The organism is Microvirga sp. M2, from assembly GCF_047497095.1.
In the GTDB taxonomy this organism is placed as follows: Bacteria; Pseudomonadota; Alphaproteobacteria; order Rhizobiales; family Beijerinckiaceae; genus Microvirga.
Window position 1 is genome coordinate 1,531,604 of record NZ_CP134064.1, and the last position, 23,081, is coordinate 1,554,684.

At 59.8% G+C, this 23,081-nt stretch carries 21 protein-coding genes; 17 read left to right on the plus strand and 4 right to left on the minus strand.

Annotated features, from left to right (window positions below):
* Nucleotides 1–294: 294 nt before the first annotated feature.
* Together RE429_RS26740 and RE429_RS26745 are read right to left on the minus strand one after the other, a co-directional pair.
* Nucleotides 295–1,206 carry a polysaccharide deacetylase family protein gene (locus RE429_RS26740; protein ID WP_414474746.1) on the minus strand — a complete coding sequence of 304 codons (912 nt, stop codon included), beginning with the start codon at nucleotides 1,204–1,206 and terminating at the stop codon, nucleotides 295–297.
* A 182-nt stretch (nucleotides 1,207–1,388) separates the two neighbouring features.
* The gene (locus RE429_RS26745) at nucleotides 1,389–2,312 is read right to left on the minus strand and encodes an asparaginase (protein WP_414474747.1); all 924 of its coding nucleotides are present in this window, start codon (nucleotides 2,310–2,312) and stop codon (nucleotides 1,389–1,391) included.
* A gap of 271 nt (nucleotides 2,313–2,583) precedes the next feature.
* On the opposite strand from RE429_RS26745, the gene RE429_RS26750 reads away from it, so the two are divergent.
* The 10 genes from RE429_RS26750 (at nucleotide 2,584) to RE429_RS26795 (ending at nucleotide 13,583) form a co-directional block, all read left to right on the plus strand.
* Complete coding sequence (locus tag RE429_RS26750; RefSeq protein WP_414474748.1) at nucleotides 2,584–4,248, plus strand: ABC transporter substrate-binding protein; 1,665 nt, start codon at nucleotides 2,584–2,586, stop codon at nucleotides 4,246–4,248.
* Between the two features lie 57 nt (nucleotides 4,249–4,305).
* Nucleotides 4,306–5,253, plus strand: coding sequence for an ABC transporter permease (locus tag RE429_RS26755; protein ID WP_414474749.1), 948 nt, complete (start codon nucleotides 4,306–4,308; stop codon nucleotides 5,251–5,253).
* Nucleotides 5,253–6,263 (plus strand): ABC transporter permease, encoded by a 1,011-nt coding sequence (locus tag RE429_RS26760; RefSeq protein WP_414474750.1) that lies wholly within the window; start codon nucleotides 5,253–5,255, stop codon nucleotides 6,261–6,263. The genes RE429_RS26755 and RE429_RS26760 overlap by 1 nt, the downstream gene beginning before the upstream one ends.
* A gap of 127 nt (nucleotides 6,264–6,390) precedes the next feature.
* A complete protein-coding gene (locus RE429_RS26765) occupies nucleotides 6,391–7,293 on the plus strand; it encodes an ABC transporter ATP-binding protein (RefSeq protein ID WP_414474751.1) in 903 nt (300 codons plus the stop codon).
* Nucleotides 7,290–8,363, plus strand: coding sequence for an oligopeptide/dipeptide ABC transporter ATP-binding protein (locus RE429_RS26770; protein WP_414474752.1), 1,074 nt, complete (start codon nucleotides 7,290–7,292; stop codon nucleotides 8,361–8,363). Before RE429_RS26765 ends, RE429_RS26770 begins: the two co-directional genes overlap by 4 nt.
* Entirely contained in the window at nucleotides 8,360–9,109 is a 750-nt protein-coding gene (locus tag RE429_RS26775; RefSeq protein WP_414474753.1) for an SDR family NAD(P)-dependent oxidoreductase, read from the plus strand. Before RE429_RS26770 ends, RE429_RS26775 begins: the two co-directional genes overlap by 4 nt.
* A gap of 133 nt (nucleotides 9,110–9,242) precedes the next feature.
* Nucleotides 9,243–9,980: a FadR/GntR family transcriptional regulator gene (locus RE429_RS26780; RefSeq protein ID WP_414474754.1), complete on the plus strand. Its 738-nt coding sequence runs from the start codon at nucleotides 9,243–9,245 to the stop codon at nucleotides 9,978–9,980.
* A gap of 54 nt (nucleotides 9,981–10,034) precedes the next feature.
* Nucleotides 10,035–10,934, plus strand: coding sequence for a polysaccharide deacetylase family protein (locus RE429_RS26785; RefSeq protein WP_414474755.1), 900 nt, complete (start codon nucleotides 10,035–10,037; stop codon nucleotides 10,932–10,934).
* A gap of 338 nt (nucleotides 10,935–11,272) precedes the next feature.
* Nucleotides 11,273–12,352, plus strand: coding sequence for a CobW family GTP-binding protein (locus RE429_RS26790; protein ID WP_414474756.1), 1,080 nt, complete (start codon nucleotides 11,273–11,275; stop codon nucleotides 12,350–12,352).
* Between the two features lie 67 nt (nucleotides 12,353–12,419).
* Entirely contained in the window at nucleotides 12,420–13,583 is a 1,164-nt protein-coding gene (locus RE429_RS26795; protein ID WP_414474757.1) for a mandelate racemase/muconate lactonizing enzyme family protein, read from the plus strand.
* Nucleotides 13,584–14,007: 424 nt separating this feature from the next.
* Here RE429_RS26795 and RE429_RS26800 read toward each other — a convergent pair whose 3' ends face one another.
* Nucleotides 14,008–14,349 carry a cupin domain-containing protein gene (locus RE429_RS26800; protein ID WP_414474758.1) on the minus strand — a complete coding sequence of 114 codons (342 nt, stop codon included), beginning with the start codon at nucleotides 14,347–14,349 and terminating at the stop codon, nucleotides 14,008–14,010.
* A 138-nt stretch (nucleotides 14,350–14,487) separates the two neighbouring features.
* Here RE429_RS26800 and RE429_RS26805 point away from each other — a divergent pair, with 138 nt between their 5' ends.
* The 5 genes from RE429_RS26805 to RE429_RS26825 all read left to right on the plus strand — a co-directional run bounded on the left by RE429_RS26805 (nucleotide 14,488) and on the right by RE429_RS26825 (nucleotide 18,832).
* Nucleotides 14,488–15,165 (plus strand): phosphoribosyltransferase, encoded by a 678-nt coding sequence (locus tag RE429_RS26805; protein WP_414474759.1) that lies wholly within the window; start codon nucleotides 14,488–14,490, stop codon nucleotides 15,163–15,165.
* Between the two features lie 213 nt (nucleotides 15,166–15,378).
* Complete coding sequence (locus tag RE429_RS26810) at nucleotides 15,379–15,840, plus strand: YbhB/YbcL family Raf kinase inhibitor-like protein (protein ID WP_414474760.1); 462 nt, start codon at nucleotides 15,379–15,381, stop codon at nucleotides 15,838–15,840.
* 318 nt (nucleotides 15,841–16,158) lie between these two features.
* Nucleotides 16,159–16,719, plus strand: a complete 561-nt coding sequence (locus tag RE429_RS26815) for a twin-arginine translocation signal domain-containing protein (RefSeq protein WP_414474761.1) — start codon at nucleotides 16,159–16,161, stop codon at nucleotides 16,717–16,719.
* Between the two features lie 15 nt (nucleotides 16,720–16,734).
* Complete coding sequence (locus RE429_RS26820) at nucleotides 16,735–18,303, plus strand: GMC family oxidoreductase (protein ID WP_414474762.1); 1,569 nt, start codon at nucleotides 16,735–16,737, stop codon at nucleotides 18,301–18,303.
* A gap of 133 nt (nucleotides 18,304–18,436) precedes the next feature.
* Nucleotides 18,437–18,832: a VOC family protein gene (locus RE429_RS26825; protein WP_414474763.1), complete on the plus strand. Its 396-nt coding sequence runs from the start codon at nucleotides 18,437–18,439 to the stop codon at nucleotides 18,830–18,832.
* Between the two features lie 171 nt (nucleotides 18,833–19,003).
* On the opposite strand, the gene RE429_RS26830 is transcribed toward RE429_RS26825, so the two are convergent.
* The gene (locus RE429_RS26830) at nucleotides 19,004–19,804 is read right to left on the minus strand and encodes an aldolase (protein WP_414474764.1); all 801 of its coding nucleotides are present in this window, start codon (nucleotides 19,802–19,804) and stop codon (nucleotides 19,004–19,006) included.
* A gap of 522 nt (nucleotides 19,805–20,326) precedes the next feature.
* Here RE429_RS26830 and recA point away from each other — a divergent pair.
* Nucleotides 20,327–21,367, plus strand: coding sequence for a recombinase RecA (gene recA, locus RE429_RS26835; protein WP_414474765.1), 1,041 nt, complete (start codon nucleotides 20,327–20,329; stop codon nucleotides 21,365–21,367).
* Between the two features lie 845 nt (nucleotides 21,368–22,212).
* Nucleotides 22,213–23,079, plus strand: coding sequence for a fumarylacetoacetate hydrolase family protein (locus RE429_RS26840; RefSeq protein WP_414474766.1), 867 nt, complete (start codon nucleotides 22,213–22,215; stop codon nucleotides 23,077–23,079).
* Nucleotides 23,080–23,081 lie beyond the last annotated feature (2 nt).

Here is a 23,081-nt window from a genome sequence, read left to right on the forward strand (position 1 = left end):
GACCAAAGTGTCTCCTGGTCTGGCCAGGAAAGTATCTTTGCGCCTAAGGCTGGGGTCAAGTCGCCATTTGGGTCAAGGTCCTGTTTGAATGGTATTTGCAGGTAGGCTCTCGATGGGAACTCCAGCCAAACGCCGCTTGAGCAGAAGAACGCCGCCTTTTTGAGCAGCCTGACCGGGTGACGCGATAGTCGAACGGCAGCCAGCCGCATGCGGCATGGGAATGATCCGCGATTCCAATGCCGAGTTCACGTCGGAAGGATCGGACTGGGAGGCGCATCATCGCGCAGTAAGCTTTCATTCGGCTTGGATGGAGGCGGTGGCGATCTGTCCCAGATACCAGTCCAGGATCTCCGCGCCGGTCCACATCAACACGCCGTCATGCCCAAGAATATGGTCATAGAGCTTTTCCAGATATCCGATCCGGTGAGGTACCCCAGTCAAATAGGGATGAATGGAAATCGCCATAACGCGGGGCCTCTTAGCCCCTTCGAGATAGAGTCGGTCGAACTGATCGCGCCCGCGGCGCAATATCTCGTCCGAGGGTTGCTGTTGGACAGCCGACATCACAACGTCATTGATCTCGACCGTGTAGGGAATCGAGGTGAGGCTTCGTGTCTTGGTGCGAATGGGGACCGGTTGATCATCCAGCACCCAATCGCAGACGTATTCGATTCCTGCTTCGGCGAGCAGGTCGGCCGTCTCGTCGGTTTCCGTGAGACCAGGGCTCTCCCACCCGCGCGGCGCAGTTCCTGTGAAGTCTTTGATAGCCCGGATCGTATCGAAGATCGCCGCGCTCTGGTCCTCGATCCTGTGCATCGGCTTCTGCACGAAGCCGTGTCCGATGAACTCCCATTTGGCGTCGTGTGCCGCCCGGCAAGCCCTCTCATAGGCACGACACGCGGACCCATTGACAGCGAAGGTCGCCCGCAGGCCGCGCGATCCCAGGACATCCAGGAAACGCCAGAAACCAACCCGCATCCCGTATTCATGCCACGCCCAATTCGGGATGTCGGGCAGAAGTGGTTGCCCCATGGGTGGGGGCAGAACCGTCCGCGGCATCGGGGCCGTCGGTCGCCAATGCTCCACGTTCACGATTGTCCATACAGCGATCCGTGCCCCGCCGGGCAATTTCAAAGGGCTCCGTTCGGAAATTGCCTGATAGGGGACCCGCCCTTCGACTGTCGAACCTTTCTCGATCTCGGACATTTGAGCCACAACTCCTCTGATGCGATCGACCTGAGCGACTTCCCACCAAGTCCGCCGATGATCCGGCGTAACAAGTCCAGGGTCTCGGGTCAGGCTCCAAGGCTCGCGAATGGCGCCAGAATGCCAATGCGGCTTCGCAAGATCCGGTCGGTGAGCGCACCCGGTCCTGCTTCGGCCATCCATCAACCGCCAAGCTGCTCGAACTCCCGCCGTAACTCCTCCATGCCGAGCCCGAGCCCCAATAGAACAGATGCGAGAATTCGGGCCTTGGGACCGGAGAGATCGCCGGCAAAAATCGCGCCAGCGCGGGCCAGATCCTTTCCGCCGCCATTGCCGTATACCGGCTTGACCCGTCCCTCCGCACAGCGGGATGTCACGATGACCGGGATGCCTCGGGAGACTGCATCGCTTACTGCGGACGCTACGAGCGGGGTCGCGTTACCTCGCCCGAACCCCTCGAGAACGATACCCTTCATTCCATTGGTGATCGTCCAGCGCATGTAACGGTCGTTGGATCCCATCACGAGCTTGATAAGCTCTATCTCCGGTTCGATAGCCGATGCAGTATAGTGCTTTCGCAGGACCGGGCGCCGCTGAACGATCACGACATCGCCGTCGATCTCGCCGAGCTTTCCGTGCTCGGCCGAACGGAAAGTATCCACGCGGGAGCTGTGGGTCTTCGTGACATCACGTGCGGCATGGAAGTACTGTTCGAAACACACCATCGTCCCGAGACCGCGGGCCTTTGGCGACGCGGCGAGCCGGACGGCCTCCGCGATATTGCGGGGACCATCTCTGTCCAGGCTGTCGGCGCTACGCTGTGCTCCCGTGAAGACGACCGGTTTGTCGCTCTCAACGAGCAGATCAGCCATATAGGCGCTCTCCTCCATAGTATCCGTACCATGAGTGACGACCACTCCGTCGCAATCCGGGCGAGAAAGATGCATGTTGATGCGATTTGAAAGAGAGAATGCAAGCAGCAGGTCCATCTCGAAGCTGCCGATATTGCAGAACTCATCTACGTTGATCTCGATTCCATCGAGGGGATCGTGCAATGTTCGCTTTAGGTCAGCGCCCGATACACTCGACACGACATGGTCGCTCATAGCGTCTCGTCGCGATGCAATGGTACCGCCGGTCGTAATCAAAGTTACATTTGCCATAGTGATCGTATCCGAAATGTGGTTCTGGTTACATGCTGGTCTGGCCAGTTGTCCTGGAATTGGTCAATATATAGAAGCATAGGGCATAAAAAAGATATATGGCAGAAAGTTTCTGCTTTCCAATTGGAGAAAATCGGCGCCATACTGGAGTATTGTCGCATTGGTCTGACCAGTGCGGCGCATCGCGAGGGATAAGTTAGAGGGAGCGGTGACAATGTCTCAAGAGAATGAAGGATCGGCTATCAACGGTACCCGCCGTCAGTTTCTTAAAACGACGGCAGCGGCGGCAGGCGCCGCTGCCTTGCTGGGCGGCTTGGGAGCGCGCAGCGCGCTGGCGCAGGGTCGGAATGACACCCTGGTCATCGCTGCTCCCGCCACGCCGCAGGGCCTCGATATCGAATTCGACGTAAGCCTTGGTTCTATCGATTCTCTGGGAGCTCTCTACGATTACATGCTGGCCTACGAGAAGATACCGGATCCGAACAGACCAGGCGTGTATCGCGAGGACACGTCCGTCCGCGCGGACCAGCCCTACAATCTGGCGCTGAAAGGTAAGCTCGCGGAAAAGTGGGAGGTTTCCGATGACGGCCGCAAAGCGACGTTCAAACTACGCGAGGGGGTGCGCTCGAATTGGGGGAACCCGTTCTCGGCCAAGGATGTGAAATGGACCTGGGACCGGAAATTCAACCTGAAGGGGCAGGGAATCTTCCAGACGGCAGTGCTGGGCCTGAAATCCCCGGAGCAGATCAAGATCGAGGGAGATTACGCGATCTCGTTCAATCTCGATAAGCCCAATCCTCTGCTTCTCAAGCAGCAGTGCAATCTCGCCAATCCCATCTACGATGCGAAAAAGTGCGCCGAGGTCGGCGGCGGCGATGACCCCTGGGCGGTGCAATTCCTGAAGAACGAAAGTGCAGGATTCGGCCCATACCGACTGGCCCAGCTCGTCCGCGGGCAGCAGGCGGTCTTCGAGGCTCGCGACGACTATTGGGGCGATAAGCCTTTCATGAAGCGCGTCATCATGCGGGAGGTGCCGACATCCGCGAGCCGCCTATCTCTGCTTCAGGGGGGGGCTGTCGATATCGCGCAGTTCCTGCAGCCGCGTGAGTTGCAGAGCCTTGGGGGCCGACCGAATGTCGATGTCGATTCAGTCAAGTCTTCCTATATGATCTGGCTGGAACTGAATACAAAGATCGATCCATTCGGCAATGCCGATGTGCGGCGAGCCATCAATCTTGCGATTCCTCAGGATGAGATTATCCGTACGATCTACTACGGATACGCCGACAAGCAAACGGCTCCTATGCCGTATATCTATCCCATGGCGAATTTAAGCTTTTTTGATTATAACTACAATCTTGAAAGAGCGAAAGATTTGCTCGCGAAGGCGGGCCACGGTTCTGGATTCAAGACGAGCCTATCCTACAATGCCGGTGACCCGACGCAGGAGCCCATCGCACTCCTCATCCAGACGTCTCTGCGCCAGATTGGCGTTGATCTCGTTCTCGACAAGCTTCCCGCAGGCGTATTTTACGAGAACGTGACCAAGAGACAAAAGCCGATGATCTTCTATCTCGATTCGCCGTGGACGCCGGATCCGGGATACTCGACCTTCCTGTACTTCCACCAGAAGAGTTACGTGAACTACTCCAACTACGCGAACGATACCGTCGACCGTCTGATTACGGAAGGACTGGAAACGCTCGACGACAAGGAGCGGCTGGCCAAGTACACCGAGGTGCAGAAGATGCTCATGAATGATGCTCCCTGGGGCTTCATCGCCTATCCCAGCTATACGCTGGCGCGGAAGGCGGACTTGAAGGGCTTCACCTACTACACGTCGAACAACCTGCGCTTCCAAGATTTCGTGCGCGCCTAAGGTGGCTCCCCCCGGCACGAGCCGGGGGGACTCTTCAGCATCCGGGAGTTGAGCGCTATGGAAAAACTCCGCCTCCTGATCCAAATCGCCCGGATCAGACCCCGCTTCGCCATAGGCTACCTCATAGTCGTTACTGTCGCCTGCGCGGCATTCCTCGCGCCCATCATTGCACCGTATTCTCCCATCGAAGCGGACCCGACACAGTTTCTCGAGCCGCCGAGCTGGTCGCACCTTTTCGGGACCGACGCAGTCGGCATGGATATCTTCAGTCGCGCAATCTATGCGCCCCAAATCGACCTGACGATCGCGGTTCTCGGAACCTTGATCTCCGCCGTCCTTGGAACGGTCATCGGAGCGCTCGTAGGATACTACAGCGTTGGAAAAGGCGTCCGGGTGTGGCTCTCGTTCGCCGTCATGCGTGCGGCTGACGTGCTCCAGGCCTTTCCTGTCTTCGTCTTTGCGATCGCCCTTGTGGCAGCACTCGGGCAAAGTATTCAAACCGTCGTCATTGCGATCGCTTTCGTGAATGTGCCTGTCTATCTCAGGCTGATGCGCTCGCAGGTGCTCAGCATTCGCTCCATGCGCTATGTCGAGGCGGCACAGGTTGCCGGTCTTTCGGATATGAAAACCATTTTCCACCACATCGTCCCCAACGCGATTGCGCCGATCCTTGCGCAGCTGTCGGTGAATGTCGGCTGGGGTATTCTTCTGACGGCGGCCCTCTCGTTCATCGGTGCGGGTGTTCGTGCCCCGACCCCCGAATGGGGCAGCATGATCGCCATGGGTTTTCAGAACGTAGTGACCGGACAATGGTGGCCATCGGTTTTTCCAGGTCTAATGCTGGCCATAACGGTATTTGGCTTCTCTCTGGTAGGCTCATCCGTGGAGGTTCTCGCGGATCCCACGAAGCGTCGCGCATTGATCAGGGACATCGACGCACACCGTCGCCGAAATACCAAGTCCCTTGTGCGTGACAAGTCCCTTGTGCGTGAGGAGACAGCCTAATGCGTGTTCTGTCCTATTTGGGTCATCGGGTCGTCTTCATCCTCCCGCAGCTCCTCGGAATCGTTCTTGTCAGTTTCATGCTGGTGAAGAGCATCCCTGGTGATCCGGCCACACTCATGCTTGGACCGACCGCGACACCGGAAGCCATTGCCGGTCTGCGCGAACAACTAGGGCTGGATAAGCCGCTTTATGTTCAGTTTTTCATCTATGTCGCCAATCTCTTTAGCGGTGATCTTGGAACCTCCTGGCAAACGACACGGCCGGTTCTTGAGGATCTGCTCATGCGGTTCCCAGCAACGCTTGAACTCGTAACGTTGTCGCTCCTTCTTGCGATCGTCATTGGTGTATCGGTCGGCATTGCTTCGGCGCTCAACGAAAAGGGATGGGTCGCACGGGTCTCGGATCTCTATGGCCTCAGTGCCGGATCTCTGCCCGACTTTTGGCTGGGACTTGTCCTGATCTTCATCTTCTACACGATCCTGGGCTGGGCTCCTGCTCCACTCGGCCGGATTGATATGGCGGTGATTTCGCCACCGCCCGTTACCGGCCTCTACACTGTGGACGCACTGATCGCAGGCGACATGGAGGCGTTCGTCTCGGCAGCAAAGCATCTGGTCCTACCGGTTCTCACGCTGGGCCTGATCAACGCCGGCCCCATCATGAAGATGACGCAATCGACCATGGAAAAGATGCTGGCGTCCGACTTCAGTCGGTATGAAATTCTTTGCGGGATTCCCCAGCATCTCGTCATGCGTCACGCTCTGCGGAATGCTCTTCCGTCGATCGTCACGATCATAAGCGTGCTCTACGGCTATTTGATCGGCGGCGCGGTTCTCGTCGAGATCGTCTTCTCGTGGGGGGGCGCCGGTCAGTACGCCGTACAGGGGGTTCTTAACTCGGACATTTACCCCGTTCTGGGCTTCGTTCTGTTTTCCGCGTTCTTTTCCCTGATCGTTTATCTGGTGGTCGATCTTGTCTACTTCCTGGTCGATCCGCGCATCAGCAGCTGAGGATCGTATGGCTGAGCTCGTGAGGACGGCCGTGGCAAGCGCCGATGCCCCCCAGGGCCAGAGCAAGTATCTCGTCCGTGTGGAGGATCTGCGCGTGGAATTCCCAACGGCTTCCGGTGCGCCGCGCATGGTCCTGAAGGGTGTCGATCTACAGGTCGGTGCGGGTGAGATCCTCGGCCTGGTGGGCGAAAGCGGAGCTGGCAAGACAACGCTCGCGCGGTCGATCCTGGGGCTTCCGCCTGTTCCGAGTCGGATCTCCGGCGGTCGCATTCTGCTCGACGGTCAGGATATTCTGGCACTTCCCGAGCGGGAGCTGCACAAGCTCCGCGGGCGGAAGATCGCCATGGTTGTTCCGAACCCACGCGGCGAGCTTAACCCGGTTCTGACCGTCGGTGATCAGATCATGAATGTGGCCAAGGCTCACCTGGGCGTGAGCCGGTCTGAGGGAAGGCGGCTCGCCCTGGAGATGTTGCGAGCCGTCCAGATTCCAGACCCGGAAAGGAGGATGGGCGCATATCCCCATGAACTCTCCGGCGGCATGGCTCAGCGCGCGGTGATCGCAATTGCGCTGATCTGCAATCCCGCCTTTGTCATCTCCGATGATGCCACAAGTGGACTGGACGTAACGGTCCAGTCTCAAGTTCTCGATTTGCTTCGGAAGTTGACTATCGAGCATGGCAGCTCGATGCTGTTCATTACCCGCGATGTCGGCATTACGGCGCATTTCTGTGATCGTGTTGCAGTGCTCTACAATGGCGAGATCATGGAGATCGCGCCACGAGAGGAATTCTTCCTGCGCCCGAGCCATCCCTACACATTGATGCTGCTCGCAGCGTTTTCCCACAATCCCAAGCTGCGCACAGCCTGGACGGTCACGGACGATCGGAAGCGAGGTGTGCCCGGATTCGGCTGCGCCTATGCAGCCCGGTGTCCGCTCGCACAACCATGCTGCGTGGACGCAGCACCACCGCTCGTAGAGCAATCGCCCGGACATTTCGCGCGATGCTACTTTCCGGTGAGGCACACATGACGTCGGTACTGAATGTGCAGAATCTCGTAAAGCACTTTCCGATCGTCGGCTCCCGTAACGTCGTCCAGGCCATCAACGATGTGAGTTTCAGCATTGCCGAGGGCGAAACGTTAGGGCTCGTGGGAGAAAGTGGATCCGGCAAGACAACGGTCGGACGGTCGATAGTAGGACTTACCCAACCGACAAGCGGCAGAATTCAATTCAAGGGTCACGATCTGATCGGTCAGCGCCGCCGGTCCAGCGATCTCCTCGGGAAAATTCAACTGGTCTTCCAAGAACCCGCTGAGTCGCTCGATCCTCGCATGAGGGTTGGACGAACCATTGAGGAGCCGCTGGTTGCACTGCGGGTCGAAAGCTCTGAACGACGTAAACGTGTGCACGGGGCGATCAAGCTGGTCAGGCTGGACCCGGAGATCCTGGAGGCCTATCCGTCCGACCTCTCGGCCGGTCAACAGCAGCGGATCGGTATCGCCCGGGCCATGGTGACGCAACCGGAACTGGTCGTTCTGGACGAGCCGACATCGGCGTTGGACCCTACGGCGCGTGCGGAAATCATGGATCTGCTGCGGCAAATCCAGGCGGAGAGGGGAACGTCTTATCTGTTCATCTCGCACGATCTATCGACCGTGCGGTTCATCAGCCATCGTGTTGCCGTCATGTATCTGGGCATGATCGTGGAACAGGGGGATGCCGCAACGGTGTTCAACAAACCTCGGCATCCATACTCGAGCGGGCTCCTGTCCTCTGTTCTCCTCCCGCATCCGCACCTCAAGATGGAGACGAAAGTCAGCCTGAAGGGCGAGATCCCAAGTCCGATAAATTTGCCGAAGGGGTGCTTTCTTGCCTCGCGGTGCCCCTTCGCGACGGATCGGTGCCGCGCCGAGATGCCCCGAGCCGAGACAGTTGGGGCAGGACACCAGGTTCATTGCTTCAGGCATGAGGAAGTGGCGTCGGCAATCCCGGATTCCGAGGTGTTCACAGCCTTCATGGTTGAAGCCGAACGAATTCTAGGCGGGCCAGCTATCAAGACTCGACCCCATATACAGTTGCTGAATGAGGAGCGACCATGATCGGAAGACTGGAAGGAAAGAGGGCGCTCGTGACCGGCGGCGGCCGTGGCATCGGTGAAGCGATCGCAGTTGCATTTGCACGTGAAGGGGCGAACGTTGCCGTCCTTGACTTGACTCTCTCTGCCGCTGAGGCAACGGCGGCAAAGGTCTCGGCGCAGGGGCGCGAGGGAATTGCCGTGGCAGCCGATGTGAGCGACGAAGGCCAGGTTGAGGCTGCGGTCGCTCACGTTGTCGAGGCTCTCGGACGGATTGACATCATCGTGAACAATGCCGGGATCGACACCACCTCCGTCGTGGCCGAGATGCCGACGGCGATGTGGGATCAAATGATGTCAGTCAACCTGCGCGGCGTGTTCCTGTGCACCAGAGCAGTTCTGCCGGGAATGATGAAGCGTCGGTATGGGCGCGTCATTAACATCTCCTCCCAGCTTGGCCACAAGGGAGCACCCGAAATGGCCCACTATGCCGCGGCCAAGGCGGGTGTGATCGGGTTCACGCGCTCTCTTGCATACGAGGTCGCGCGCCTCGGGATCACGGCCAATGCCATTTGCCCAGGTCCTATCGAGACGGAACTGTTCCGCGCCTTGCCCGAGGCATGGAAAAAGCGGAAGCTTTCCGAGTTGCCGATCGGGCGAGCCGGGACCGTCGATGAGATCGCACCGACTGCGGTTCTCCTCGCATCGGATGAGGGCGCCTACTATGTCGGAGCGACAATGAACCCCAATGGTGGGGATGTCATGGTCTGAGCAAGACGCCGGGTTTATCGGAAGAGGAATGCACGCAGCATCGCTGCAAGAGGGAAGAAGGAACTTGCCGTTGGAGCCTTCGGTGCGCAATAGCTGCCGTGAAGATTAGAATGTCGGCAGGTGGATCATGCCTATGGATGAAACGATGATGCCTATTGAGGGCGAAGTGAGGCGTGAGCCAGGCCAGAGCGTGTCACAGGCGACCGCATCGACTCTACTGGCGATTATTCGGAGCGGTCGGTTCGCTGTTGGCGAAGCATTGCCTTCCCAAAGAGAACTTGCTCAGGAATTGAACGTCAGTCGTCCCTCATTGCGGGAGGCATTGGCGATCCTGGCCACGAGCGGTGTCATCTCGATCGAGCGGGGCAGGGGAACCTTCGTCCGGGATTTTCCGAACAAGGAGGCCCTTTCCGCAAGGGAACGCTGGCCCTTGGAGCAGAGCTATCCGCCCGAAGAGGTGTTCCAATTCCGGTATATTGCCGAAAGTTATGCTGCGCAGCTCGCGGCTATGAATCACACCCAGGCCGAGTTCGATGAGATCCAGAAAAATCTCGAGGCCTTTCGACGGGCACGGCAGCGTTCGGACTACGCTATGTTCGTGCAGACGGACTTCGAATTTCATCAACTCATCATCAAATTCTCCCAAAACAGGCTCTTGGCAGACATCCACGCCAGTTTTGCTCGGGTGGTGAATGAAAGCCAGCGGCTGCCTTTGGAGGTGCCGGACCGGTTCTGGCAGCCGGTCATCGAACACGAGCGAATTGTCGAGGCTCTGGCGATGAGGGATCCGGCCGGTGCCGCATACTACATGCGACAGCACCTGAGCCGAGCCTGTGCTCGCGCAAACATCACGCTCAAAGAGGTGACATGATCCCGGGACCCAGCGATCTCGCGATCCATCACGAACAAGGAGGAAGGAAAGCAGATGGCAAAGAATATCATGATTTCCTACGGTATCGACGTCGATGCCGTAGCAGGGTGGCTTGGCTCCTATGGTGGTGAGGATAGCCCGTGCGACATTTCACGCGGCGTCTTTGCAGGGCGCGTAGGTGCACCGCGCCTTTTACGCATGTTCGAAAAATGGGGGATCAAGACGACGTGGTTCATTCCAGGTCACTCGATCGAGACCTTCTGGGACGAAATGAAGGCTGTCGCCGATGCCGGCCATGAAATCGGGATGCATGGCTATAGCCATGAAAATCCAATTGCCATGACGCCGCAGCAGGAAGAAGCCGTCTTCGACAAGTGCGTAGACCTCATCGCGAAACTTGCAGGGAAGCCCCCGCGGGGTTACGTGGCGCCCTGGTGGGAGTTCGGCTCAAAGACTAACGAGCTTCTCTTGAAGAAGGGCATCAAATACGACCACTCGCTGATGCATAACGATCACCATCCATACTATGTTACAGTTGGCGACAAGTGGACGAAGATCGACTACTCGCAGGAGGCGTCTTCCTGGATGAAGCCCTACGTTTCAGGGCAGGAAACCGATCTGATCGAAATTCCCGCATCCTGGTATTTGGACGACCTGCCGCCAATGATGTTCATCAAGGCTTCGCCGAACAGCCATGGTTTCGTCAATCCTCGGGACATCGAGCAGATGTGGCGGGATCAATTCGATTGGGTGTACGAGAACTACGATTATGCGGTGTTCCCGCTGACCATTCATCCGGACGTATCGGGTAAGCCGCACGTACTTCAAATGCATCAGCGACTTTTCGAATACATGAAGGGCCATGACGGCGTACGCTTCGTAACGATGGAAGAGATCGCCTCGGACTTCGCCGAGCGCTTCCCCAAGTCGGGCTCCGCTCGACCGCAATCGTGATCGAGGCCCGATAGGGCACTCAAGAGAGGTGACGGGCACCATGTGCGGATTATGTGGGACTTTCGGAGCTTCCGATCACTGGACTGACGGTCTCGCTTCAGGTGTCTCGTCACCCTTTGCCGAACGCAGGCGGCGATCGGCTGAGGCCAACCGGATCCTCGGCTACTACGGACTCAAGCTCACCGGGTGGACAAACAGGTTCACACTCGTCGGACGCACTGGGAAGAGCGCGGTCGTTGACAATCTCGGCGGTCTCTGGGCTGTGGCCGAGCAGATGACGGGCCAAGCATGCGATCCATTGGATCTGGCGTTGATTGAAGCACTGGAGGCTGCGCGCGATGACAGAACCTGAGAACGATTCAGCACTTCCCCAAGCGGAACGGAGATCCATCACGATCAACATTCTGACAGGGTTTCTCGGATCAGGGAAAACCTCTCTGCTCAAGCGGTTGCTCGAGCAGCCAGACCTCAGCGACGTAGCAGTGATCATCAACGAATTTGGAGAGGTTGGGATCGATCACCTTCTCGTCGAGGAAATCGACGATGAGGTGGTTCTCCTGAAAAGTGGCTGCATCTGCTGTACGATCCGGGTCGACTTGAAAGACGCGATCCTTAGTCTCCTGGAACGGCGGGAGAGGAACCAGATACCTTCGTTCTCGAGACTGATCATCGAGACCACCGGATTGGCTGATCCCGCCCCAATCATCGCAACTCTGGTGGCAGATCCGATCCTTCGCCACCAGGTCCGGGTCGGGAATATCGTCACGGTCGTCGACGCGGTCAATGGTGCCGAGAATATCGAGAAATACCCGGAGTCGCTGCGACAGACCGCAGTTGCCGACAGGCTGATCGTATCGAAGATCGACCTCGTCAATCGAGGCGCTACCGATGCGTTGAAGAACAGGCTGTCGACCATCAATCCGGCTGCTGACATCGTGCTGCTGGATGAAGGCTGCACTCCCAGTCCTTCGCTCTTCTCAAGCGACGTTCACAGTCTCGAATCTCGAGCGGGCGAGGTTTCGCGCTGGATTTCGTCCGAGATCAACCATCCACACCATCCCGATCACCATCATGATGTGAACCGGCACGGTGATGTTCGCGCCTTCGTACTAACCGCGACGGTTCCTCTCGATTGGGCGCGGTTCGCTCTCTGGCTTTCAATGTTGCTGAACCGGCACGGCAAGGACATTCTGCGCCTTAAGGGGCTTCTTTCCATCGAGAATGTTGAAACGCCCGTCGTTGTTCAGGGAGTTCAGCATTTGATCCACAAGCCGATGCATTTGTCCGCTTGGCCAGAGGGAGGCATATCGACAAAGCTCGTCATCATCGCGAGAGGGGTCGACCCGGCCGTGATCGAGCGCTCATTCAGAGCGTTCGTCGGGGTGAAAAAGGAGACGACCGGCGCTGCGGCAGCATAGAGCGAAGCGGAGCGATGTCGTCACATCGCTCGACCCTCGGATGCACTTGACCTTGAGGAAGCCATTGATGCGCATCATCGACGTTCGCGAAATCACCAAGCCGATCGCCTCGCCGATCCGCAACGCCTATATCGATTTCTCGAAGATGACCACGAGCCTTGTTGCTGTCGTGACCGACGTGGTGCGCGACGGACGTCGCGTCGTCGGCTACGGCTTCAACTCGAACGGCCGGTATGGCCAGGGAGGCCTCATCCGCGAGCGCTTCCGCGACCGCATCCTTGAGGCTGCACCCGACAGCCTGCTCGACGAGAGCGGCAGCAACCTGGATCCGCACAGGATCTGGGCCACAATGATGAGGAACGAGAAGCCCGGCGGGCATGGCGAGCGTTCGGTGGCGGTAGGCACACTCGACATGGCGATCTGGGATGCCACGGCCAAGATTGCCGGCAAGCCGCTGTTTCGGCTTCTGGCAGAGCGCCATGGGCGTGAGGCGAACCCAAGAGTCTTCGTCTATGCAGCAGGGGGCTACTATTATCCGGGCAAGGACGATAGGGCGCTCCGGTCCGAGATGCGCGGCTATCTCGACCGTGGCTACACGGTCGTGAAGATGAAGATCGGCGGCGCCCCGATCGCGGAGGATCAGCGCCGGATCGAGGCGGTGCTCAGCGAGCTCGGCACACAGGCGCAACTCGCGGTCGATGCGAATGGACGGTTCTCTCTCGAGACGGCTGTCGCCTATGCCAAAATGCTGCGCCAATACCGTTTGTTCTGGTACGAGGAGGCGGGCGATCCCCTCGATTTCGCACTTCAGGCCGCCCTGTCCGAGTACTATCCCGGCCCGATGGCGACCGGCGAGAACCTGTTCTCGCACCAGGACGCGCGCAACCTCCTGCGGTACGGCGGCATGCGCCCGGACCGTGACTGGCTGCAATTCGATTGTGCCCTGAGCTACGGCCTGGTTGAATACCTGCGCATCCTCGACATGCTTGCCCAGTTCGGCTGGTCGGCGTCCCGTTGCATCCCGCATGGCGGACACCAGATGTCGCTCAACATCGCAGCCGGACTCGGCCTCGGCGGCAATGAGAGCTACCCCGACCTTTTCCAGCCCTATGGCGGCTTTCCGGACGGAGTACGGGTTGAGGATGGTCACATCGTCATGCCCGAGTTGGATGGTATCGGCTTTGAGGGCAAGTCCCGTCTGATCGAGGTCATGCGCGAGCTGGCGGAGTAATCCTCGGGATCCTCTTGGCCAGGAAGCCGTTCAAGGTGGTGGCCATGGCGCTGGCCAGGTGCACGGTTTATGAGCCAGGGAGCAAGGGATTTGCCGGGTCGGCGGCAAAGGGCAACCCAGTTGGCACGATGACGATGAGATGATGTGAAGCCAAAGCGGACACGGACCGCCGGATCTGGAAAAGCCCGTGGCGTCGTCTTGCGTCGGTCAAGCGCGATGATGCGACGGGACCAGCTTCAGCGTAAGCATCATGGCCTGCGCTCATGAAGGACCGCATTCACAGGCGCAGACGTGACGGCACCCGCCCGGGTGAGCCCAACCGTCATCGATCATCACGGTGCCGAACGGGCACCATCCAGACATGGCAGTGCCGATAGAAGAATACCACACGAGCCCGCAATTCGAGGCCGTCCCGAGGCGATGATCAGGATCGCTCGCGGCCATGCACCTGCGCCGGCGGAGCGGTCGCTTCGACGGCCGTGAAGGTCTCAAGGATCCGATAGGTGTGCTCGGCGCCCGCCGGAACCACCCAGGAATCGCCTGGCTCCAACCGAACGGTTTGCCCCTCGATCTGCAGCTCGGCCCGCCCCGCGATCACGTAGCCGACCACCTCGTACTCGTGCTTGTGCGTGGGCTTATCCTTGGTGGGCTCCTCATCCCGCCACAACCGCATCGAAACGCGCTTGCCGGACGCGAGATGGACCTCGCCTTGATCACCGGTCGGCGAATGGGCGCTGCTGACCTTCTTCACAGTCGTGTCGGTCATCCGTTCCTCCTGTCGCTTGCCGGGAAACGGGACGGGCACCTGCTGCGTTCCCCTGCAGGCTGCTCGAGCGACCTTCCCGGAAGATGATCCAGGCGCGGAACCGGGTCGCCCCGCACTTGCTGCAAGGAGGCTGATGCCATGCATCCCGAGGATCTGAGCTTTCGCGACCGCGCCGATGCCGGACGGCAGCTTGTCCCTCGTTTGAGGCCCTATGCTGCGCAGCACCCGGTCGTGCTGGCGCTTCCCCGCGGCGGTGTGCCGGTGGCGTTCGAAGTCGCCAAAGGCCTGCGGGCGCCGCTCGATCTGATCTTCGTGCGCAAGATCGGGGCTCCCGGCCAAGCCGAATTCGGCCTGGGCGCGGTGGTCGACGGAGCTCACCCTCAGGTCGTGCTCAACGAGGAGGCAATTGATCGGATCGGCGTGCCGTCGGGCTATATCGAGGAGGAAATCCAGCGGCAGCTCAAGGAGATCGAGCGCCGGCGAGAGCATTATCTCGCGGGCCGGCGGCCAGTCGACGTGGGGGGGCGCGTCGCCATCGTGGTGGATGACGGCATCGCCACAGGCGGCACCGTGCGGGCCGCGTTGAAGGGCTTGTCCAGGGCGCATCCCGCCCGGCTCATCCTGGCCGTTCCCGTCGCGCCCGCGGACACCGTCGAACAGCTCCGAACAGAGGCGGACGAGGTCGTCTGCCTGATGACCCCTGAGCCGTTCTATGCCGTGGGCGAGCACTATGACGATTTCCGCCAAACCTCGGACCGGGAGGTAACCACGCTTCTGGACGAGGCTCAACGTTGGAACAGAGAAGGTGCCCCGTGAACGTCAACGGTCTTCGCGATCCGTACATCGCCGAGCACCAGGAGGTCCGCAGTGTCGAAGGCCGGCTCCTTGAGGCCTTGCCGCGATTGGCCGCTGTGGCAGGTCATCCCGAATTCAAGCAGGGGATCCAAACCCATGGGGGCAGCCGCGAACCGACATGTGAGGCCTCTATATTATAGCTCTTGATAGCTCTTGCGAAGAAGGAGGAGAGCGATGCCGCTCACCATCACCAGCTCGGCCTTCCGGGACGGCGACGCCATCCCGACCCGGTACACCCGCGACGGCGAGAACCTCTCGCCGCCGCTGGAGTGGCGCGATGCGCCGCCCGAAACCAAGAGCTTCGTGCTGATCGTCGAGGATCCCGATGCGCCGTCGGGCACGTTCCGGCACTGGGCGCTGTACAACATTCCGGCCAGTGAAGCCGGCTTGTCGGAAGGGGCGTCCACGCAAGGACGCGGCGGGGCGGGGGAGGGCGTCAACGGATTCCGGAACGCCCGCTATGACGGTCCCCAGCCGCCGAGGGGCCATGGCCCGCACCATTATCATTTCCGGCTGGCCGCCCTTGATGTCCCGAGGCTCGACCTACCAGCTTCAGCAAAGGCTGAGGAGATTTGGAATAAAGCGCAGCCTCACATCATTGCCGAGGCGGAGGTGATCGGGGTTTACAAGCGCTGAAGGGACAGGCGTCCGGATTGGGCCTCAGCTGCGCAGCCTCGCAGTTTCGCTCGAAGCCGCGACAAGGCTCTGGAGGAACCGGGATTGCTCTACATCGAATGACCCACGATGACCGTGCAGCACGCCCCCTTCTGAGCGCTGCCAAAGGCTTGACCCCATTCGACCAATCGGGCCTACTTCCTGAAGTTCCGCCCTCTCAGGCTCGGGACGGCGGACATGGTGCGCGCCTGCTGGCAATACGGCAGTGATCAGCGGATGTTGCCGCCGTCAACAAGAGTCATCCCAACGAACGCGACCGTCGGCTCCGGGAGGGACTGTATGACGAAACGCATCCTCAATCGCCGGGAGTTCATTCGAGGTGCTGTCACGGCCGCGGCCAGCGTGATGGTCGTGGGCGGTGCCACCACGATCATGGCGTCCAATGAGGCCTGGGCCGTGACCCTGAAGGTCCTGCCGCCAGATCAGGCCAAAGTCCTGCTCGCCGTCACGCGGCATCTCTACCCTCACGACATGCTCGGCGACATCTACTATGCGGAGGTGGTCGAGGCATTCGATACCAAGATGCAGGCCGACGACACGCTCAAGACCCTGGTCGCGGAAGGCATTGCCGAGCTTGATAGGGCCTACGGCATACCCTGGCTCGCCTTGTCCGAAGGCTATCAGGTCGATGCCCTGAAGCACATCGAGGCCAGCAAGTTCTTCCAGACCCTTCGCGGCCACACGGTCGTCGCCCTCTATAACAACAAGAATATCTGGCCAACCTTCGGCTACCAGGGCAGCTCCGCCCAGGACGGTGGCTATCTCTTCCGCGGTTTTCAGGACGCGGGTTGGACGATGCAGCCGGATACCGAGGCAAGCCCACCGGCATACACGGGTTGAGACGGGAGGATCACGATGGCCCAGTACAACCTTTCAGACGACAGCGTCGTCGTCATCATCGGCTCCGGTGCAGGCGGCGGGACCCTTGCCAACGAGCTTTGCCAGAAGGGCATCCCTGTCGTGCTCCTCGAAGCCGGGAAGGAAGAGAACGCCGACACATTCGTCAATGACGAGTGGGCGAGCTTTGCCCAATTGGCTTGGCTCGACAAACGCACGACCTCCGGCACGTGGCGGATTGCCAAGGACTTTCCCAACCTGCCGGCCTGGATCTGCAAGACGGTCGGAGGCACCACCACGCATTGGGCAGGAGCCTCGCTCCGCTTCCAGGAGCATGAGTTCCGGATCCGCTCGACCTATAGCGACATCCAAGGTGCCAACCTGCTGGATTGGCCGATCACGCTCGCTGAACTGGAGCCTTACTATGCTAAGGCCGAGGATAAGATGGGGGTGACCCGGACCAATGGTATCCCGGGCCTTCCCGGCAACAACAACTTCAAAGTGCTTTATACGGGGGCCAAGCGGGTCGGCTACAAGGAGGTCCATACCGGCCGCATGGCAATCAACAGCGAGCCACGCCATGATCGTCCGAGCTGTCAGCAGATCGGCTTTTGCTTCCAAGGCTGCAAGAGCCAGGCGAAATGGAGCACGCTGAATTCCGAGATCCCGGCAGCGCTTGCAACCGACAAGCTGGAGCTCAGGCCCGAAAGCCACGTGCTCCAAATCCAGCACGACGCGGCCGGGAAAGTCACCGGCGTCCTTTACGTCTCGAGCGATGGACAGCAACACGTCCAAAAGGCACGCGTCGTCTGTGTCGCTGGCAATTCGATCGAGAGCCCGAGGCTGCTTCTCAACTCAGCCTCTTCCAAATTCCCGGATGGTCTCGCCAACAGCTCAGGGCAGGTCGGACGAAACTACATGCGGCACGTCACCGGCTCCGTCTATGCGGCGTTCGACAAGCCCGTGCACATGTTCCGCGGCACGACCATGGCGGGCATCATCCGGGACGAATCCGGGCATCGACCGGAGCGAGGCTTTGCCGGCGGTTACGAGATGGAGACCTTGAGTCTCGGTCTGCCGTTCATGGGAGCGTTCCTCGATCCCGGTTCATGGGGCAAGGACTTCGCACATAGGATGGAGCAGTACCCGAACATGGCGGGCATGTGGATCGTAGGCGAGGACATGCCGCGAGAGACCAATCGGGTGACGCTGCACGCCACCGAGAAGGACAAGTTCGGCATGCCTATTCCGAACGTGCACTTCGACGATCACCCCAACGACATTGCGATGCGCAGCCATGCCTATCGGCAGGGCATCGAGGTCTACAAGGCGGCAGGCGCTCGCGAAGTCTACGAGACGCCGCCCTATCCCTCGACGCACAATCTCGGCACCAACCGGATGAGTGCCAATGCCCGCGACGGTGTGGTCAACAAGTGGGGGCAGACCTGGGACGTGAAGAACCTATTCGTCTCGGACGGGAGCCAGTTCACGACCGGAGCCTCGGAGAACCCGACGCTGACAATCGTGACTTTGGCAATCCGTCAGGCCGACTACATCGCCGATCAGATGGGCCAGCGGGAGATCTGATCTCCAACCGGGCCAGAGGGTTCGACTCCGGGCGAATGAATAAGGGCAGGCTTCCGTAGAACGTCAATAATGGGTGGCGGTCGAACGGCCGCCGCATGAGTGGCGTCTGCGACGGGCGATGAGGAGAACCACGATGGCCAAGTACGTTCATGTGATGATCAGGGTCGCGGACGAAAACCGCTCGAAGGCCTTCTACGAGGAGGCATTCGGCCTCAAGGAGGCGGCGCGCTTCCCGTTCGAAACCTTCACCCTGGTCTATCTCCTCGACGAGGAGAGTGGGACGGAACTGGAGCTGACGATCAATCACGACCGCCAGGAGCCTTATACCCATGGCGATGGATACGGCCACATCGCCATGGTCGTTGACGATCTGGAAGCCGAGCACAAACGGCATACGGACCTCGGGTACAATCCGACGGCTATCAAGGAGCTCTTCCGAGACGGTGCGTTGATGGCGAAGTTCTTCTTCGTGCAGGATCCCGACGGCTACAAGATCGAGGTTCTGCAAAGGCACGGGCGATACCAGTAGCCCGTGCGTCGACCGTATGCCCGTTGACGCGCTCACGCCCTCATACCGAGGATTCCGCAGTTCATTGAGGCTTACGAGACACGAAATTGCTCCGAGGGCTGGCTCGTCTGCGTTTTCACACACCCGCGACCCGGAGCGGCCCTTCACCCTGTCGGTTGCCAGTACCTTATCTCAGTCCCGATATCCTGGTTCCTCGACATCCAGAGTGCGCCGGATGGAGGCCAAGTGCAGTCTGGCAGATTCCGGATCACCCTCCCGCATCTGACGATAAGCCGCCTCTGCAATCGCCGGATCAACCGGAAGAACCTTGCGCCCGGTCGCTAGCGCGAGGCACTGAGCCTGGCAGGCGCGTTCAAGATAATAGAGGTCATCCCATGCCTCCGCGATGCTCGGCCCCAGCACCATGACGCCATGATGTTTCATGAACACGATGTCCGCATCGCCAATCGCGCCGGCGATGCGGTCGCCCTCCCGCTCATCCAAAGCAAGCCCGTTGTAGTTCGTGTCGACGGCAGTTCGGCCGTAGAACTTCAGGGCCGTCTGCCCGGCGAAGATGAGGGGATCGCCCTCGGTCATGGCAAGCGCGGTCGCATAGGGCATGTGGGTGTGAAACGCCACGCGGGCGCGTGGGATCATCTTATGGATCCGAGCATGGATGTAGAAGGCCGTGGCCTCCGGCTGGCCTTCACCGGACACCACGTTGCCGTGGAAGTCGCATATCAGCAGCCTGGAGGCCGTCAGCTCCCGAAAGGCGTAGCCGTAAGGGTTGACGATGAAGAGGTCATCATAGCCCGGAACCAGCGCCGAGAAGTGGTTGCAGATGCCTTCCTCCAGACCGTACCGGGCCGCCATGCGGAAGCAGGCAGCAAGATCCGTCCTGGCCTGCCAGACGGCGTCGGCGTTCAGGTCGAGCTGGTTGGGACCGGCGGGAGCGCCAGGAGTGGTGCTGGCGGGCACGAACGAATGGGCCATTGGGAGCTCCGAAGATCAAGACGAGAACAGGATCCGTGACAATTCCAACGAGTGCAACCGCTGACGGTCGATCACGGGGCGAAAGCTGCGTAAATTGATGCCTGATCGTGCGCGCGGAACTGAACGGCCACGCTGCCATTGCCCGGGTCGAGGACCGCCTATCTCCGGTATGGCCGCTTATGGCCTCAGCAGACAAAAGAAATGGCAATGGCTAAGAACAGGAAGGATGGCGCTTCACGCTACGAGCGAGCCCGCTTTTCAAGCTCTGGGGCATAGCGCTGAATCCAGCGAAAGGTCGCGCCTGGTTCGCTGCCGGCACCGGGCTCCGACATCATCTCAGCCGGATCGCGGGAGCTGATCCCGTCTTGCCGCAACAGGGCACGCAAAGCAGGGTGGTCCCGATCGGAAAGCGGCTCGGCTTATCCGTCCCTGCAGGGTCGCGACAATATGTTCTCTTTTTGTTCTTTATTTCGCCACGCAATTCCTTAGGGTGGAGGCCTTCTGCTAAGCATTGGATTCGGGATGAGCATGGATAAGACAAAGGCGATCGAGACCGCCGTCAGCCAGATTGAACGGGCATTCGGCAAAGGCGCCATCATGCGCTTGGGCGGCGATCAGGTTGTCGAAGTTGAGGCGATCTCTACCGGGTCGCTGGGGCTCGACATCGCACTGGGCGTCGGCGGCCTGCCGCGCGGCCGGATTATCGAGGTCTACGGACCGGAATCCTCGGGGAAAACGACACTCGCGCTCCAGACCATTGCCGAGGCTCAGAAGAAGGGCGGCATCTGTGGCTTCATCGACGCCGAACATGCTCTTGACCCCGTTTATGCCCGCAAGCTCGGCGTGAACCTGGACGATCTCCTTGTCTCCCAGCCGGACAACGGCGAACAGGCACTCGAGATTGCCGATACGCTTGTCCGCTCAAGCTCGGTGGATATTCTCGTCATCGACTCTGTCGCCGCTCTCACGCCGAAGGCCGAGATCGAGGGCGAGATGGGCGAGAGCCGTCCGGGTCTCCAGGCGCGCCTGATGAGCCAGGCCCTGCGCAAACTCACCGGTTCGATCAGCCGTACCAAGACCATGGTGATCTTCATCAATCAGATCCGCATGAAGATCGGCGTCATGTACGGCAGCCCTGAGACCACCACGGGCGGCAACGCGCTGAAGTTCTACGCCTCGGTGCGCCTCGACATCCGCCGCACGTCGACCTTGAAGGACCGGGATGAGCCGATCGGCAACCAGGTGCGCGTGAAGGTGGTCAAGAACAAGGTTGCGCCGCCGTTCAAGCAGGTCGAGTTCGACATCATGTTCGGCGAGGGTATCTCGAAGATGGGCGAGCTGATCGACCTGGGCGTGAAGGCCAACGTCGTCGAAAAGTCCGGTGCCTGGTTCTCGTACGATAGCCAGCGCCTCGGCCAAGGCCGTGAGAACGCCAAGAGCTTCCTGAAGGACAATCCCGAGATCGCAGCCGAGATCGAAGGCAAGATCCGCCAGAACGCCGGTTTCCTGATCGCAGACCTGCGGGGAAACGATGACGCCGGCCCATCGGAGGACGCAGCCTGAAGCGTCGGACGCGGGAAGTGGAATCCACTTTTAGGATTGCATCCGATGGTCCCTTCTTGGAAAGAGCGCATCGTTTGAGCGGACCCGGAGGGCCACGTTCGTGAAAACCGGGGCGACTTTTTCGCACGATGCGCTGGCGGTCCGGGACTGAACGCCGGACGCACTTCGCCCGGTAGGCGCTGCCATGTCCGGGACCAATTGGAAAGGCCGCCGGTCAGGCGGCCTTTCCAACATGGGACGGGATGACTGGGCTGGCGCCGGCGAGTGTCTTGAGTATCGATGAGGTATTGACAGCATCGGACATGACATCGATCCCACATCCGATGCCGTCGGTCTCTGCGTTCGAGCATCTTTTCACGCAAAACCGGTTCTCACCTTTGCGTTCGATGCTCTAAGCGTCATCCAATTCGGATAGGACTTGCGAAGATTTTCATCAAGGCCGCGGACGGGCGTAAGGCACCGGCCGGGACGTCCTCTCGACATCGTGGACCGACGGGAATCCGGCGCGGGATCGTGGGATCGATGAGAGCGGGGCGCCGCTTCCTGTTTTGCGGATGTCCGCAGCGCAAGCGGGGAGGGGGTGGATCCCTCCTGTCCGTCGCCTTCCATGTTCCCGCATAGTTCGCGTTGCCGGGGCCCTATTGCACAAACCTTGCGTTCTGGCTCCGCAGAGACGGCGCCGCCGATTGACATTCCTGTCCGCGATATATTTAACATGATAATTAAATGGTGATTGCAGGGTGATTCCCAGCGTCCGGTTGACGAAGTCGAAGGACGGACGTCGAGCCGAGCGAGGGGCGGTACTGCCAGTTCATTTTGTTGCGCTGATTGTGAGGAAGCGGGTCTTGGCATCGAAGTTCGTAAGTTTTTTTCACCTCGATCAAGTACGATACGGTCTGGTCGTCGATGGGGGGGTCGTCGACCTGTCGGTCCGGTACGGGACACAATGGCCGACGCTGCAACATGTCATTGCAGAACGCGCTTTTGCGTTCCTGGAGGAAAAGGGCGCTTCGTTCGCTCCCGATCTCTCCCTCGACAGCGTCCGCTACGAACTTCCGTCCGTCGCGCCCGAGAAGATCATCTGTGTCGGGGTGAATTTCCCGGACCGCAATGCTGAGTATAACGATGGCAAAGACGCCCCGCCGAACCCGTCCTTGTTTCCGCGCTTCCTGCGTTCGTTCACGAGCCATGACCGCCCGCTGATCCGGCCTCAGGAGAGCGAGCAGCTCGATTATGAGGGCGAAATCGCGATTGTGATCGGCAAAGCGGGGCGGCGAATCCCTGAGCACGATGCGCTGGACCATATCGCGGCATTGACGCTCGCGAATGAGGGAACTATCCGAGACTGGGTTCGCCACGCCAAGTTCAACGTTACCCAGGGCAAGAACTTCGACCGCTCCGGCGCGATCGGTCCCTGGCTGGTGCCGTTTGCCGGCGAGGCCCAGATCGCGGATATCACCTTGACGACCCGGGTCAATGGCGAGGTGCGCCAAAGCGATCGGACGAGCCGCATGATTTTCTCGTTCCGGAAGATCATCAGCTATATCTCCACCTTCACCACGCTCGTCCCTGGAGACATTCTGATCACCGGTACTCCGACCGGTGCGGGAGCGCGTCTCGACCCGCCGGTCTGGCTGAAGCCTGGCGACGTCGTCGAGGTCGAAGCTGATGGCATCGGTCTTCTCCGCAATACGATATCCGATGAGGTTTGATC

Excerpts from the sequence above, each read along its gene's own strand:
- RE429_RS26740 (WP_414474746.1), bottom strand. The coding sequence starts at position 1,206 with ATGTCCGAGATCGAGAAAGGTTCGACAGTCGAAGGGCGGGTCCCCTAT.
- RE429_RS26745 (WP_414474747.1), bottom strand. The coding sequence starts at position 2,312 with ATGAGCGACCATGTCGTGTCGAGTGTATCGGGCGCTGACCTAAAGCGA.
- RE429_RS26750 (WP_414474748.1), top strand. The coding sequence starts at position 2,584 with ATGTCTCAAGAGAATGAAGGATCGGCTATCAACGGTACCCGCCGTCAG.
- RE429_RS26755 (WP_414474749.1), top strand. The coding sequence starts at position 4,306 with ATGGAAAAACTCCGCCTCCTGATCCAAATCGCCCGGATCAGACCCCGC.
- RE429_RS26760 (WP_414474750.1), top strand. The coding sequence starts at position 5,253 with ATGCGTGTTCTGTCCTATTTGGGTCATCGGGTCGTCTTCATCCTCCCG.
- RE429_RS26765 (WP_414474751.1), top strand. The coding sequence starts at position 6,391 with ATGGTCCTGAAGGGTGTCGATCTACAGGTCGGTGCGGGTGAGATCCTC.
- RE429_RS26770 (WP_414474752.1), top strand. The coding sequence starts at position 7,290 with ATGACGTCGGTACTGAATGTGCAGAATCTCGTAAAGCACTTTCCGATC.
- RE429_RS26775 (WP_414474753.1), top strand. The coding sequence starts at position 8,360 with ATGATCGGAAGACTGGAAGGAAAGAGGGCGCTCGTGACCGGCGGCGGC.
- RE429_RS26780 (WP_414474754.1), top strand. The coding sequence starts at position 9,243 with ATGGATGAAACGATGATGCCTATTGAGGGCGAAGTGAGGCGTGAGCCA.
- RE429_RS26785 (WP_414474755.1), top strand. The coding sequence starts at position 10,035 with ATGGCAAAGAATATCATGATTTCCTACGGTATCGACGTCGATGCCGTA.
- RE429_RS26790 (WP_414474756.1), top strand. The coding sequence starts at position 11,273 with ATGACAGAACCTGAGAACGATTCAGCACTTCCCCAAGCGGAACGGAGA.
- RE429_RS26795 (WP_414474757.1), top strand. The coding sequence starts at position 12,420 with ATGCGCATCATCGACGTTCGCGAAATCACCAAGCCGATCGCCTCGCCG.
- RE429_RS26800 (WP_414474758.1), bottom strand. The coding sequence starts at position 14,349 with ATGACCGACACGACTGTGAAGAAGGTCAGCAGCGCCCATTCGCCGACC.
- RE429_RS26805 (WP_414474759.1), top strand. The coding sequence starts at position 14,488 with ATGCATCCCGAGGATCTGAGCTTTCGCGACCGCGCCGATGCCGGACGG.
- RE429_RS26810 (WP_414474760.1), top strand. The coding sequence starts at position 15,379 with ATGCCGCTCACCATCACCAGCTCGGCCTTCCGGGACGGCGACGCCATC.
- RE429_RS26815 (WP_414474761.1), top strand. The coding sequence starts at position 16,159 with ATGACGAAACGCATCCTCAATCGCCGGGAGTTCATTCGAGGTGCTGTC.
- RE429_RS26820 (WP_414474762.1), top strand. The coding sequence starts at position 16,735 with ATGGCCCAGTACAACCTTTCAGACGACAGCGTCGTCGTCATCATCGGC.
- RE429_RS26825 (WP_414474763.1), top strand. The coding sequence starts at position 18,437 with ATGGCCAAGTACGTTCATGTGATGATCAGGGTCGCGGACGAAAACCGC.
- RE429_RS26830 (WP_414474764.1), bottom strand. The coding sequence starts at position 19,804 with ATGGCCCATTCGTTCGTGCCCGCCAGCACCACTCCTGGCGCTCCCGCC.
- recA (WP_414474765.1), top strand. The coding sequence starts at position 20,327 with ATGAGCATGGATAAGACAAAGGCGATCGAGACCGCCGTCAGCCAGATT.